Genomic DNA, 14,961 nt, shown 5'->3' with positions numbered 1-14,961 from the left:
GTGATGAGCTCCTCATGGCTGACCGGGTGAAAGCCGTGCCGGCGGTTTGATCGACAGGCCGTGCTGGAAGATGTTCTGCGGATCCCACCGCGCTTTGGCCCGCTGCAGCCGCGGGTAGTTGTCTTTGTAGTACAGGTCGTGCCAGGCAACACCGGAGGTGTTCCACAATGGATCGGCCAAGTCGGTGTCCGGGTAGTTGATGTAGGAGCCGTCGACACGGGTACCTGGCACCGGAACTCCGCCGGTTTCGGCGTACATCTCGCGGTAGAAACCGCGAATCCAGGTCAGATGCCGCTCGTCCTCGGCGGGCTCCGACCAGTTCGTGACGAACAGCGCTTTGAGAACCGAGTCGCGCTGAGCGAGTGCGGTGGCCGACGGAGCCACGGCATTCGCCATACCGCCGTAACCGAGCAGCAACAGCGCCGCCGCAGGGTTGTCGTATCCGTAGACGGTCAGCCGCCGGTAAACCGTGGCTAGTTGAGCTTCGGACAGCCCGGTGCGCAAGTAGGCGGCTTTGACCTTGGTCCGTTGCATGCCCGGTTCGCCGCCTTCGGCGATCGCCCCGGCCACCTGGGTCGATCGCAACCACGGCAGGGTTTCCCGCAGCCCTTCGGCTGGAGTCACGCCGACCTGGGCGTTGATCGCCGACAGGTGTTCGGCCAGGGTGCGTTCCGCGTTCGGATCCGTGCCGTCCAGGTGAACGTTCAGCGTGACGTAGCCAGCTTGCCGGTGTGCGCAGACGAGCGTGCTGAACAACCCGAGTTGCGTGGATTCAGGCGCGCTGTGCTGCTCGTACCAATTGCCGAAGTTCTGTAGGAGCACGGCGAATGACTGCTCTGTCAGTTCGTGCCACGGCCAGTGGAACGATCGGAGCAGCACTGTCGCGGGCGGCCGTGGCAGGAGCTCTGCGGCGTCGGTGCTGACCACGTCCGGCGTTCGGAGCCAAAACCTGGTGACGATCCCGAAGTTGCCGCCACCGCCACCGGTGTGCGCCCACCACAAGTCGTGACCGGCGCCCGTGGAGTTCCGGTCGGCCTCGACGATGTGCACTTCACCGGCCTGGTCGACCACGACGACCTCGACGCCTTGAAGGTAGTCGACGACCGAACCGAATCGGCGCGACAGCGGGCCGTATCCCCCGCCGAGGATGTGCCCGCCTGCGCCCACCCCGGGACATGCGCCGGTCGGGATCGTCACGCCCCAGTTCTTGAACAGGGTTCGGTACACCTGCCCGAGGGCGGCGCCCGCCTCGATCGCGAATGCCCCGCGCGTGCTGTCGTAGTACACGCGGTTGAGCTCGGAGAGGTCGACGAGCACTCGGATCGCCGGGTCCGCAACGAGATTCTCGAAGCAGTGCCCGCCGCTGCGGACCCCTACCCGCCTGCCGGTGCGCACGGCGTCGGCGACGGCGTGCACGACGTCTTCGGCGGAGCTGGCGATGTGGATGCGTTCGGGTTTTCCGGTGAAACGGGGGTTGTGCCCGACGACGAGGTCCGGATAACGAGGATCGTCGGGCTCGACGGTGATCTCTGTTCCTGGGGTTCGACGATTCATGGGTGCCGGGTCATGGAATTCGGGCACCGCCCCTCCTTTTCTGACTGGTCCACTTTGTTCGCCCGCAGCCGAGATCATCTACGCGTCCGGGTGATTATCTGTGTGTTTCAGCTCATACGTGAAACCCGGTCGCCTCCGCCGGCTCTACTTTGTGGATCGATATCGCGGTGCGCATGGTGCCGTATGCGCTGGAACCGAAAAGGTGATGACTTTCCATGAGTGAGATCGCAGTTGCCCCCTGGTCGGTGGTGGAGCGTTTGCTGCTCGCGGCGGGTGCGGGCCCGGCGAAGCTCCAGGAAGCAGTGCAGGTGGCCGGACTGGACGCGGTGGCCGACGCCATCGTCGACGAACTCGTCGTACGCTGCGATCCGCTGTCGTTGGACGAGTCGGTGCGAATCGGCCTGGAGATCACTTCTGGCGCTCAGCTGGTCCGGAGAACCGTTGAGCTCGATCACGCAGGCCTGCGGCTCGCGGCGGTCGCCGAAGCAGCTGCTGTTCTCCGGTTCGACGCGGTGGATCTGCTGGAAGGGCTCTTCGGCCCGGTTGACGGCAGGCGGCACAACAGCCGTGAAGTCCGCTGGTCGGACAGCATGACGCAGTTCTCGCCCGACCAGGGCCTCGCCGGCGCGCAGCGCCTGCTGGCGTTCCGGAACAGGGTGTCCACCGCGGTGCACGCCGTGCTGGCCGCAGCCGCCACCAGGCGCGCGGACCTCGGTGCGCTGGCAGTCCGCTACGGATCCGACAAATGGGCGGACCTGCACTGGTACACCGAACACTACGAGCACCACTTCTCCCGATTCCAGGATGCCCCGGTGCGAGTGTTGGAAATAGGAATCGGTGGTTATCACGCACCCGAACTCGGTGGTGCTTCGCTGCGCATGTGGCAGCGGTACTTCCGGCGAGGTCTCGTTTACGGGCTGGACATTTTCGAGAAAGCCGGGAACGAAGGGCACCGAGTGCGAAAGCTGCGAGGTGACCAGAGCGATGCGGAATTCCTGGAAGACATGGCGGGGAAGATCGGGCCGTTCGACATTGTCATCGACGACGGCAGCCATGTCAACGACCACGTCAAGAAATCCTTCCAATCCCTGTTTCCGCACGTCCGCCCAGGTGGTTTGTACGTCATCGAGGATCTCCAGACGGCGTACTGGCCCGGCTACGGCGGTCGCGATGGGGAACCCGCGGCCCAGCGCACCTCGATCGACATGCTCAAAGAACTGATCGACGGCCTGCATTATCAGGAGCGCGAATCGCGGTGCGGGACCGAGCCCTCCTACACGGAACGGAACGTGGCGGCCCTGCACTTCTACCACAACCTGGTATTCGTGGAGAAAGGGCTCAACGCTGAGCCTGCCGCGCCGGGGTTCGTGCCCCGGCAAGCGCTCGGCGTCGAGGACGGCTGAGCCGTTCACCAGCTGCGGCGCCAGTAGGCGCCCGTGCCGTCGATGTCGTGGATGGGTTCCGTGATCCCGAGTTCCGCGCGGAACCCCTTCACCGCGTCCTGGCAGGACGGCAGAAAATAGTCGTCGATGATGACGAATCCGCCCGGCGAGAGCTTCGGGTACAGGTTCCGCAATGAGTCCATTGTGGATTCGTAGAGGTCGCCGTCGAGTCGTAGCACGGCGAGTTCCTGGATGGGGGCGGTGGGCAAGGTGTCCCGGAACCAGCCGGGGAGGAACCTGACCTGTTCGTCGAGCAGCCCGTAGCGGGCGAAGTTCTGCCGGACGGTCTCAAGCGATACGCCAAGCACGTCGTTGTACTCGTGCAGCGCCATAGCCTGGTCCGCTTGGTGGTCTTGCGCAGAGCTTTCCGGCATTCCCTGGAAGGAATCCACTACCCAGACGGTACGTCCGGTATCTCCGAATGCCTGGAGAACCGCGCGCATGAAGATGCATGCGCCGCCCCGCCAGACACCGGTCTCGGCGAAATCCCCGGGAACACCGTCTGCGAGCACGGCTTCCACGCAGTGCTGGAGGTTGTCCAGCCGCTCCAGACCGATCATCGTGTGCGCGACAGTTGGCCAGTCCGTGCCTTTGGCCCGAGCGGCCTGCCTGTAGTCGGTGTTGTCCTGCCAGGCGTTCGGATGCGGCCGATCACTGTAAATCGTGTTGGTGAGTACCTTCTTGAGCAGGTCCAGGTACAGCGCGTTCTGGGAGGGCATCGGTTCTCCGGATCCAGCTGTTCTCGGGTGACTAGTTCATCAGGCACGGATGGCCGCAGTGTTCTCCAGCGTCCGCACCAGCGCGGCGGGATGGGGCATGGCCGTGATCTCGTCGCTGAGTTTGATTGCCGCAGCAGCGAAGCCGGTGTCGCCGAGCACCGTTGCGATTGAGTCGGTGAACTGTTCGTGGTCGGACTGGGCCTGCTCATCCGGCAAGCAGATGCCCGCCCCGGCAGCGGCGAGGTTGCGCGCGTAGTCGAACTGGTCGAAGTACTGGGGAAGCACGAGTTGCGGGATGCCGAGTCGGGTCGCGGTGAATGCCGTTCCCGAGCCGCCCGCGCAGATGACCAGCTCGCAGGTACGCAGGAACAGGTTGAGCGGGACCGATTCGGCGATCCGGGCGTTGTCGGGTAGGTCGGTGAGAAGTGCCCGGTGCTCGGGGGGAACGGCGATCACGGCCTCGACGCCGGGCAACTCGGTGGCAGCCGCTACTGCGCGCAGCAGCGGAGCCGGCCCGGTGGCGTTCAGCACCATGCGGCCCATGCAGATGCAGACCCGCCGTGCTGAGGTGCGCGCCGCGCCCCATGCCGGGAATGCGCCGCTTCCGTTGTACGGCACGTACTGGACCGGTGCGCCTTGCGGCGCGTCGCTTGCTTGCAGGCTCGGCGGACAGGGATCGAGGATGAGCTCGGGAGTGGGCAGGCCGGTCAGTCCGTGGTGCCGGCACACCGGGTCAAGCAACTCGTGGGCTCGATCGCTGAAGGGGCCTGCGGTGGGGTCGACTCCCCAGCGGTGCAGCACGACCGGCAGGTCGAGCAATCCGCCGAGCACCCGGCCGATCAGCGCGCAGACGTCGACCAACAGCACTGACGGTCGCCAGGCCTCGGCCAGTCGAAGGTATTCGGGGAGCTGATCGAGCGAGCTTTGCGCGACATTGGACGCGGTCTGCTCCCACAGTTGCCGGCCTGCCTCGGTGTCGCGCTGACCGAACGCCGGATTGGGAAAGCGCAGCTGCGTGGTTCCACCCGTATCGCCGGTCCTGTCGTTCCCGCGGATCCCGGCCGTGGTGAGACCTGCACCATGCGCGGTCGCCTGCAGCTCTGGTGGTGCGGCGATCAGGACCTCGTGCCCGGATGCTTGCAGCGCCCAGCACAGCGGCACCATTGCCATGAGATGCGTCGGATAGGGCAAGGGAACGACGAGTACGCGCATACTTCGGACCCCAGTCTCTTTCCCCCGATTAGCGCAGCAGCCCCTACTCCCATTGGCCAGGATTTGGAAAATGCGCTGCGTATGTCGATCGCCGTTGACGTCCAACGGACTTCCGGCGGCAACAATAGTGTGTCACGGCAGGAATGTCACGCGACCATCGAAGATCTTTGGGTCGCCGCACCTGGTTTCACGCGAACGAGTGAAATGCGCGAGCTCCGCTCGATCGGGGTGGGCCGGACCTGTACGGTGATCACCGTTGGTTCTGCGGGGATTCATGGGGAAGATTTGCGCTGGCTGTTTGCCTCCTGGCCGGATAGTTATAGTCGGTACCGCCGCATGCGGCGGTAACCGCGAATTAACTGACGGCTAGTTTGCCGTCTTTTCTCTCTGTGTGTTTCCTGCTCGGTTCCAGAAAATTACGAGAAGGTGAACGTTGCAGAGATCAGGCATACCGGTGTTGCCAGGTGGCGCACCAACATCGCAGCAGGTTGGGCAGATGTATGACCTGGTCACGCCGTTGCTGAACTCGGTCGCGGGCGGCCCCTGCGCCATCCACCACGGCTACTGGGAGAACGACGGGCGGGCTTCCTGGCAGCAGGCCGCCGACCGGCTCACCGACCTTGTCGCCGAACGGACCGTGCTCGATGGCGGCGTTCGACTGCTCGATGTGGGGTGCGGTACCGGACAACCAGCGCTGCGCGTCGCGCGCGACAACGCGATCCAGATCACCGGCATCACCGTCAGCCAGGTGCAAGTGGCCATCGCCGCTGATTGCGCACGCGAACGCGGACTAAGCCACCGGGTGGACTTCTCGTGCGTCGATGCCATGTCCCTGCCGTACCCGGACAATGCTTTCGACGCCGCCTGGGCCATGCAGTCGCTGTTGGAGATGTCCGAACCGGACCGTGCCATCCGGGAAATCCTTCGAGTACTCAAACCCGGTGGCATCCTCGGCGTCACCGAGGTCGTCAAACGAGAAGCGGGCGGCGGGATGCCGGTGTCCGGGGACAGGTGGCCGACCGGCCTTCGGATCTGCCTGGCTGAGCAACTTCTGGAATCGCTGCGTGCAGCGGGGTTCGAGATCCTCGATTGGGAGGACGTGTCGTCGAGGACCCGGTACTTCATGCCGCAGTTCGCCGAAGAGCTCGCTGCGCACCAGCACGGGATCGCGGACAGGTACGGGCCGGCTGTCGCCGGCTGGGCCGCCGCGGTCTGCGATTATGAGAAATATGCCCACGACATGGGCTATGCGATTCTGACGGCGCGGAAGCCGGTCGGCTGAGGGCGCGCCGCAATTCGATGACGTTCATGCGCCGTGTCGGGGAATCGCCGGTGGCGGCGCCAGCAGAGGCTGAACTTACTGGTGGTGTGTCCAGGAATCGGAGGGGCAGTACCGAATGAGCGAAGCCGGGAACCTGATAGCCGTCATCGGACTGTCCTGCCGCCTACCCCAGGCGCCTGACCCGGCTTCCTTCTGGCGGTTGCTGCGCACCGGAACGGACGCCATCACCACGGTCCCGGAAGGGCGGTGGGGCGACCCGTTGCCTGGTCGGGATGCGCCCAAGGGCCCGGAATGGGGTGGTTTCCTGGCTGATGTCGACTGCTTCGATCCCGAGTTCTTCGGGATCTCGCCGCGAGAAGCGGCAGCCGTGGATCCCCAGCAGAGGCTGGCTCTGGAGCTCGCCTGGGAGGCACTCGAAGACGCCGGTATCCCCGCCGGCGAGCTGCGCGGTACTGCCGCCGGTGTGTTCATGGGGGCGATCTCTGACGACTACGCCGCCCTGCTGCGCGAGAGCCCGCCGGAAGTGGCTGCGCAGTACCGCCTCACCGGCACCCATCGAAGCCTGATCGCCAACCGCGTGTCCTATGTGCTCGGCCTGCGCGGGCCAAGCCTGACGGTGGATTCAGGTCAGTCCTCGTCCCTGGTCGGCGTGCATCTCGCCAGCGAGAGCCTGCGACGGGGTGAGTGCACGATCGCACTCGCCGGCGGCGTGAACCTCAACCTGGCCGCCGAGAGCAACAGCGCTCTGATGGACTTCGGCGCGCTCTCCCCGGACGGTCGCTGCTTCACCTTCGATGTGCGGGCGAACGGTTACGTCCGTGGTGAGGGCGGCGGCCTTGTCGTGCTGAAGAAGGCCGATCAGGCGCACGCCGATGGCGACCGGATCTACTGCCTCATCCGCGGCAGCGCGGTCAACAACGATGGGGGCGGTGCCGGGCTCACCGTTCCGGCGGCGGACGCCCAGGCGGAGCTGCTGCGCCAGGCATACCGGAACGCGGGCGTCGACCCGGCCGCCGTGCAGTATGTCGAGCTCCACGGCAGCGCGACCAGGGTCGGGGATCCCGTCGAAGCAGCAGCCCTCGGAGCTGTCCTGGGGGCGGCGAGACGGCCCGGCGACGAGCTGCGTGTGGGGTCGGCGAAGACCAACGTCGGCCATCTGGAAGCAGCGGCGGGCGTCACCGGGTTGCTGAAGACCGCACTCAGCATCTGGCACCGCGAACTGCCGCCGAGTCTTCATTTCACCGCCCCCAACCCGGAAATCCCGCTGGACGAATTGAACCTACGCGTCCAGCGTGATCTGCGGCCGTGGCCGGAGAGCGAGGGGCCGCTGCTGGCCGGCGTCAGCGCCTTCGGAATGGGAGGCACGAACTGCCACCTGGTGCTCTCCGGCACGTCCCGGGTGGAGCGACGGCGCAGTGGACCCGCTGAGGCGACCATGCCGTGGGTCTTGTCGGCCAGAACACCGGTCGCATTGCGTGCGCAGGCGGCGCGCTTGCACACGCACCTCAATACGGCCGGTCAAAGTCCGTTGGACGTCGCCTACTCACTGGCGACCACTCGATCCGCGCTGCCGCACCGGGCCGCGCTGGTCGCGGACGACGAACCGAAACTGCTCGCCGGGTTGAAGGCCCTCGCTGACGGCGACGACGCGCCCACGCTGTGCCACGGCGCGACTTCCGGCGAGCGGGCAGCGGTCTTCGTCTTTCCCGGACAGGGCAGCCAGTGGATCGGGATGGGTAGGCAGCTGCTCGAAACCTCCGAGGTTTTCGCGGCGTCGATGTCGGACTGCGCCGACGCATTGGCGCCGCACCTGGATTGGTCCCTGCTGGATGTGCTGCGCAACGCGGCCGGCGCTGCGCACCTTGACCACGACGATGTCGTCCAGCCCGCGCTGTTCGCCATCATGGTCTCGCTCGCGGAGCTCTGGCGTTCGTGGGGCGTGCGTCCGGTGGCGGTCGTCGGGCACTCGCAGGGGGAGATCGCGGCGGCCTGCGTCGCCGGGGCCCTGTCCGTCCGCGATGCCGCCAGGGTGGTGGCGGTGCGCAGCAGGCTTCTGACGGCGCTGGCCGGCAGTGGCGCGATGGCCTCGTTGCAGCATCCCGCCGAAGAGGTGCGGCAAATCCTGTTGCCCTGGCGCGATCGGATCGGCGTGGCGGGGGTGAACGGACCGTCGTCGACCCTGGTGTCAGGGGACCGGGAGGCGATGGCGGAACTGCTGGCCGAGTGCGCAGACCGAGAGCTCCGGATGCGCCGGATTCCCGTTGAATACGCCTCCCATTCGCCTCACATCGAGGTTGTCCGGGATGAGCTGCTGGGGCTGTTGGCGCCGGTCGAACCCAGGACGGGAAGCATCCCGATCTATTCGACGACGACCGGGGACCTGCTGGACCGGCCGATGGACGCCGACTACTGGTACCGCAACCTTCGTCAACCGGTGCTGTTCGAAGCGGCCGTCGAGGCCCTGTTGAAGCGGGGGTACGACGCATTCATCGAGATCAGCCCACACCCGGTGCTGACTGCGAACATCCAGGAAACCGCCGTGCGAGCAGGGCGGGAGGTAGTGGCGCTCGGGACACTCCGCCGCGGCGAAGGTGGCATGCGGCAGGCGCTGACGTCGCTGGCCAGAGCACACGTACACGGAGTGGCCGCGGACTGGCACGCGGTCTTCGCCGGTACCGGGGCGCAGCGGGTCGACCTGCCGACGTACGCCTTTCAGCGACAGCGCTACTGGCTGGACGCGAAGCTTCCCGACGTCGCCATGCCCGAGAGCGACGTGTCGACGGCGTTGCGGGAAAAGCTGCGGTCTTCGCCGAGGGCGGACGTGGACTCGACGACCCTCACGATGATCCGGGCACAGGCAGCCGTGGTCCTCGGCCACTCCGATCCGAAAGAGGTGGACCCGGATCGGACGTTCAAGGACCTGGGCTTCGATTCCTCGATGGTGGTCGAGCTGTGCGACCGCCTAAACGCCGCCACAGGTCTGCGACTCGCACCGAGCGTCGTTTTCGACTGTCCTACGCCGGACAAGCTCGCCCGCCAGGTACGGACGTTGTTGTTGGGCGAGCCGGCTCCCATGACGTCACACCGGCCGGACTCCGATGCGGACGAGCCTATCGCCGTGATCGGGATGGGCTGTCGGTTTCCGGGTGGGGTGTCCTCGCCCGAGGAGTTGTGGCAGTTGGTCGCCGCTGGGCGGGACGTCGTGTCCGAGTTCCCGGCTGACCGAGGTTGGGACCTGGAGCGTGCGGGGACATCGCACGTGCGCGCCGGCGGGTTCTTGCATGGCGCCCCGGATTTTGACCCCGGGTTCTTCCGGATTTCGCCGCGCGAGGCGTTGGCGATGGATCCACAGCAGCGGTTGCTGCTGGAAATCGCCTGGGAAGCAGTCGAACGAGGCGGGATCAACCCGCAGCACCTGCACGGAAGTCAAACCGGGGTCTTCGTCGGCGCGACCTCCCTGGACTACGGGCCACGCCTGCACGAAGCGTCCGAGGAGGCGGCCGGGTACGTGCTCACCGGCAGCACCACGAGTGTGGCGTCGGGTCGGGTTGCGTATTCGTTCGGGTTCGAGGGCCCTGCGGTGACGGTGGATACGGCGTGTTCGTCGTCGTTGGTGGCCCTGCATTTGGCGTGTCAGTCGTTGCGTTCGGGTGAGTGTGATCTGGCGTTGGCCGGTGGTGTGACCGTGATGGCCACGCCGGGGATGTTCGTGGAGTTTTCGCGGCAGCGTGGTTTGGCGCCGGATGGGCGGTGCAAGTCGTTCGCGGAGGCCGCCGACGGCACCGGCTGGTCCGAGGGTGCTGGCCTGGTTCTACTGGAGCGGTTGTCGGATGCCCGGCGGAATGGGCATGAGGTGCTGGCGGTTGTTCGTGGTAGTGCGGTGAATCAGGACGGTGCGTCGAATGGTTTGACCGCGCCGAATGGTTCGTCGCAGCAGCGGGTGATTGCCCAGGCATTGGCGAGTGCGGGGTTGTCGGTGTCCGATGTGGATGCTGTGGAGGCGCATGGGACGGGCACGCGGCTTGGTGATCCGATCGAGGCGCAGGCGCTGATCGCCACCTACGGCCAGGGCCGGCTTCCGGAACGGCCATTGTGGTTGGGCTCGATGAAGTCGAACATCGGTCACGCGCAGGCAGCTGCGGGGATAGCCGGCGTCATGAAGATGGTGATGGCGATGCGGCACGGGCAGCTACCGCGCACGTTGCACGTGGATGAGCCGACTTCTGGGGTGGATTGGTCGGCGGGGACGGTTCAACTCCTTACGGAGAACACGCCCTGGCCCGGGAGTGGTCGTGTTCGTCGGGTGGGGGTGTCGTCGTTCGGGATCAGTGGTACTAACGCGCACGTCATCCTCGAACAGCCCCCGGGAGTGCCGAGTCAGTCTGCGGGGCCGGGTTCGGGCTCTGTCGTGGATGTTCCGGTGGTGCCGTGGATGGTGTCGGGCAAAACACCCGAAGCGCTATCCGCGCAGGCAACGGCGTTGATGACCTATCTGGACGAGCGACCTGATGTCTCCTCGCTGGATGTTGGGTACTCGCTGGCGTTGACACGGTCGGCGCTGGATGAGCGAGCGGTGGTGCTGGGGTCGGACCGTGAAACGTTGTTGTGCGGTGTGAAAGCGCTGTCTGCCGGTCATGAGGCTTCTGGGTTGGTGACCGGATCTGTGGGGGCTGGGGGCCGCATCGGGTTTGTGTTTTCCGGTCAGGGTGGTCAGTGGCTGGGGATGGGCCGGGGGCTTTACCGGGCTTTTCCGGTGTTCGCTGCTGCCTTTGACGAAGCTTGTGCCGAGCTGGATGCGCATCTGGGCCAGGAAATCGGGGTTCGGGAGGTGGTGTCCGGTTCGGATGCGCAGTTGCTGGATCGGACGTTGTGGGCGCAGTCGGGTTTGTTCGCGTTGCAGGTGGGCTTGCTGAAGTTGCTGGATTCGTGGGGGGTTCGGCCGAGTGTGGTGTTGGGGCATTCGGTGGGCGAGTTGGCGGCGGCGTTCGCGGCGGGTGTGGTGTCGTTGTCGGGTGCGGCTCGGTTGGTGGCGGGTCGTGCCCGGTTGATGCAGGCGTTGCCGTCTGGCGGTGGGATGCTGGCGGTGCCTGCTGGTGAGGAGCTGTTGTGGTCGTTGTTGGCCGATCAGGGTGATCGTGTGGGGATCGCCGCGGTCAACGCTGCGGGGTCGGTGGTGCTCTCTGGTGATCGGGATGTGCTCGATGACCTTGCCGGTCGGCTGGACGGGCAAGGGATCCGGTCGAGGTGGTTGCGGGTGTCGCATGCGTTTCATTCGTATCGGATGGATCCGATGCTGGCGGAGTTCGCCGAATTGGCACGAACCGTGGATTACCGGCGTTGTGAAGTGCCGATCGTGTCGACCTTGACCGGAGACCTCGATGACGCTGGCAGGATGAGCGGGCCCGACTACTGGGTGCGTCAGGTGCGAGAGCCGGTCCGCTTCGCCGACGGTGTCCAGGCGCTGGTCGAGCACGATGTGGCCACTGTTGTCGAGCTCGGTCCGGACGGGGCGTTGTCGGCGCTGATCCAGGAATGTGTCGCCGCATCCGATCACGCCGGGCGGCTGAGCGCGGTCCCGGCGATGCGCAGGAACCAGGACGAGGCGCAGAAGGTGATGACGGCCCTGGCACACGTCCACGTACGTGGTGGTGCGGTGGACTGGCGGTCGTTCTTCGCCGGTACAAGGGCGAAGCAAATCGAGCTGCCCACCTACGCCTTCCAACGACAGCGGTACTGGCTGAACGCGCTGCGTGAATCTTCCGCCGGCGACATGGGCAGGCGTGTCGAAGCGAAGTTCTGGGGCGCCGTCGAGCACGAAGATGTGGAATCGCTTGCACGCGTATTGGGCATTGTGGACGACGGCGCTGCTGTGGATTCCCTGAGAAGCGCCCTTCCGGTGTTGGCCGGTTGGCAGCGAACCCGCACCACCGAGTCCATTATGGATCAGCGGTGTTACCGAATTGGCTGGCGGCAGGTAGCCGGACTCCCGCCGATGGGAACTGTTTTCGGTACCTGGCTGGTCTTCGCGCCTCATGGCTGGTCCAGCGAACCGGAGGTGGTGGACTGCGTTACGGCACTGCGGGCACGTGGTGCCTCGGTGGTGTTGGTGGAAGCTGATCCCGACCCGACCTCCTTCGGCGACCGGGTACGAACCCTGTGTTCGGGCCTTCCGGATCTTGTTGGCGTGTTGTCAATGTTGTGCTTGGAAGAATCGGTCCTTCCGGGATTTTCTGCGGTGTCACGGGGTTTTGCGTTGACCGTGGAGTTGGTGCGGGTTTTGCGGGCAGCTGGTGCGACTGCCCGGTTGTGGTTGCTGACGTGTGGTGGCGTGTCGGTGGGAGATGTACCGGTTCGTCCAGCGCAGGCCCTGGCGTGGGGGTTGGGGCGTGTTGTGGGGTTGGAGCATCCGGACTGGTGGGGCGGCTTGATCGATATTCCGGTCTTGTTCGACGAAGACGCTCAAGAGCGGTTGTCGATTGTGCTGGCAGGTCTCGATGAGGACGAGGTCGCGATCCGTCCTGACGGCATGTTCGCGCGTCGGTTGGTACGCCACACTGTCTCAGCTGATGTGAAGAAGGCGTGGCGCCCCAGGGGATCGGTGCTGGTGACGGGCGGCACGGGTGGTTTGGGGGCGCACGTTGCTCGCTGGCTGGCCGACGCCGGAGCCGAACATGTGGCGATGGTGAGTCGACGCGGCGAGCAGGCACCGAGTGCTGAGAAGTTGCGGACGGAACTGGAGGATCTGGGTACCCGGGTGTCGATCGTGTCATGCGATGTGACCGATCGCGAGGCGCTCGCCGAAGTGCTGAAAGCCCTTCCGGCTGAAAACCCGTTGACCGCGGTAGTGCATGCGGCAGGCGTGATCGAGACTGGTGATGCGGCGGCAATGAGCCTGGCTGATTTCGATCACGTGTTGTCCGCAAAGGTGGCCGGTGCCGCGAATCTGGATGCCTTGTTGGCCGATGTGGAATTGGACGCGTTCGTCTTGTTCTCATCGGTGTCAGGAGTTTGGGGCGCTGGGGGACACGGGGCTTACGCAGCGGCGAATGCCTATCTGGATGCGCTCGCGGAACAGCGTCGGTCGCGAGGGCTGGTCGCGACTGCGGTGGCCTGGGGGCCGTGGGCCGGCGAGGGCATGGCCTCCGGAGAAACAGGAGACCAGCTGCGCCGATACGGCCTTTCCCCAATGGCTCCGCAGCACGCCATCGCCGGAATCCGGCAGGCCGTGGAACAGGACGAAATTTCCCTGGTAGTGGCCGATGTCGATTGGGCACGTTTCAGCGCGGGATTGCTGGCGGCTAGGCCGCGGCCGCTGCTGAACGAACTGGCCGAGGTCAAGGAACTCCTCGTCGATGCCCAGCCCGAGGCGGGAGTCCTTGCCGACGCGTCGTTGGAATGGCGGCAGCGATTGTCCGCGGCACCGAGGCCGACACAGGAACAGCTGATCCTGGAGCTGGTACGCGGCGAAACCGCTCTGGTGCTGGGACACCCCGGGGCAGCGGCCGTTGCATCGGAACGAGCCTTCAAGGACAGCGGATTCGACTCGCAGGCCGCGGTCGAACTCCGCGTTCGGCTCAATCGAGCTACCGGCCTCCAGTTGCCATCGACAATTATCTTCAGCCATCCCACGCCTGCGGAACTGGCTGCGGAGCTGCGGGCGAGGCTTCTTCCCGAGTCCGCAGGAGCAGGCATTCCCGAGGAGGACGAGGCGCGAATCAGAGCGGCACTGACGTCGATCCCGTTCCCGGCCTTGCGCGAGGCAGGCTTGGTGAGTCCGCTGCTCGCACTTGCCGGACACCCGGTCGACTCCGGTATCTCCTCGGACGATGCGGCCGCGACCTCGATCGATGCGATGGATGTAGCCGGCCTCGTCGAAGCAGCGCTGGGCGAACGCGAGTCCTGAGACCGCCGACCTGGGAGATGACGGTGACCACCAGTTACGAAGAAGTTGTCGAGGCACTGCGAGCATCGCTCAAGGAGAACGAACGCCTCCGGCGCGGCAGGGATCGGTTCTCCGCGGAGAAGGACGATCCCATCGCGATCGTGGCGATGAGTTGTCGTTATCCCGGTCAGGTCTCCTCGCCGGAGGACCTGTGGCAACTGGCTGCCGGCGGTGTGGACGCGATCTCCGAAGTTCCGGGGGATCGCGGATGGGACCTGGATGGCGTGTTCGTTCCGGACTCCGATCGTCCTGGCACGTCGTATGCCTGCGCGGGCGGTTTTCTTCAGGGCGTGTCGGAGTTCGACGCGGGTTTCTTCGGGATTTCGCCGCGTGAGGCGCTGGCGATGGATCCGCAGCAGCGGTTGCTGCTGGAAGTCGCGTGGGAGGTCTTCGAGCGGGCTGGGCTGGAGCAGCGGTCGACACGCGGTTCCCGCGTTGGCGTGTTCGTCGGCACCAATGGCCAGGACTACGCGTCGTGGTTGCGGACGCCGCCGCCTGCGGTGGCAGGTCATGTGCTGACGGGCGGTGCGGCAGCGGTTCTTTCGGGCCGGGTTGCGTATTCGTTCGGGTTCGAGGGTCCTGCGGTGACGGTGGATACGGCGTGTTCGTCGTCGTTGGTGGCGTTGCATCTTGCGGCTCAGGCGTTGCGGTCGGGGGAGTGTGACCTGGCGTTGGCGGGTGGGGTCACGGTGATGTCCACGCCGGGTGCGTTCATTTCCTTCAGCCGTCAGCGGGCGTTGTCGCCTGATGGCCGGTGTAAGTCGTTCGCAGAGGCGGCTGATGGCACGGGGTGGTCCGAGGGCTCCGGTG

At 65.7% G+C, this 14,961-nt stretch carries 7 protein-coding genes; 4 read left to right on the top strand and 3 right to left on the bottom strand.

All coding sequences use genetic code 11. The features are described 5' to 3' along the window. Positions 1 to 12: 12 nt before the first annotated feature. A complete protein-coding gene (locus SSPN_RS45175) occupies positions 13 to 1,581 on the bottom strand; it encodes an FAD-binding oxidoreductase (protein ID WP_237710693.1) in 1,569 nt (522 codons plus the stop codon). 188 nt (positions 1,582 to 1,769) lie between these two features. Between SSPN_RS45175 and SSPN_RS0122805 the strand changes: the two genes are divergently transcribed. Continuing rightward, positions 1,770 to 2,957 (top strand): class I SAM-dependent methyltransferase, encoded by a 1,188-nt coding sequence (locus SSPN_RS0122805; RefSeq protein ID WP_010309409.1) that lies wholly within the window; start codon positions 1,770 to 1,772, stop codon positions 2,955 to 2,957. Positions 2,958 to 2,962: 5 nt separating this feature from the next. On the opposite strand, the gene SSPN_RS0122800 is transcribed toward SSPN_RS0122805, so the two are convergent. Next, complete coding sequence (locus SSPN_RS0122800) at positions 2,963 to 3,715, bottom strand: TylF/MycF family methyltransferase (RefSeq protein WP_010309406.1); 753 nt, start codon at positions 3,713 to 3,715, stop codon at positions 2,963 to 2,965. Between the two features lie 39 nt (positions 3,716 to 3,754). Next, a complete protein-coding gene (locus tag SSPN_RS0122795) occupies positions 3,755 to 4,927 on the bottom strand; it encodes a nucleotide disphospho-sugar-binding domain-containing protein (protein WP_029535629.1) in 1,173 nt (390 codons plus the stop codon). A 496-nt stretch (positions 4,928 to 5,423) separates the two neighbouring features. Between SSPN_RS0122795 and SSPN_RS49180 the strand changes: the two genes are divergently transcribed. From SSPN_RS49180 to SSPN_RS45165, 3 genes are all read left to right on the top strand, one after another. Further along, the gene (locus SSPN_RS49180; RefSeq protein ID WP_010309395.1) at positions 5,424 to 6,209 is read left to right on the top strand and encodes a class I SAM-dependent methyltransferase; all 786 of its coding nucleotides are present in this window, start codon (positions 5,424 to 5,426) and stop codon (positions 6,207 to 6,209) included. Between the two features lie 115 nt (positions 6,210 to 6,324). After that, positions 6,325 to 14,112 (top strand): type I polyketide synthase, encoded by a 7,788-nt coding sequence (locus tag SSPN_RS0122785; protein WP_010309393.1) that lies wholly within the window; start codon positions 6,325 to 6,327, stop codon positions 14,110 to 14,112. Between the two features lie 23 nt (positions 14,113 to 14,135). Then, on the top strand, positions 14,136 to 14,961 hold an 826-nt coding region (locus SSPN_RS45165; RefSeq protein WP_083822037.1), incomplete at its 3' end, for a beta-ketoacyl synthase N-terminal-like domain-containing protein.

The organism is Saccharopolyspora spinosa NRRL 18395 (assembly GCF_000194155.1).
GTDB lineage: Bacteria > Actinomycetota > Actinomycetes > Mycobacteriales > Pseudonocardiaceae > Saccharopolyspora > Saccharopolyspora spinosa.
This window is presented reverse-complemented; position numbering and strand designations above follow the sequence as displayed.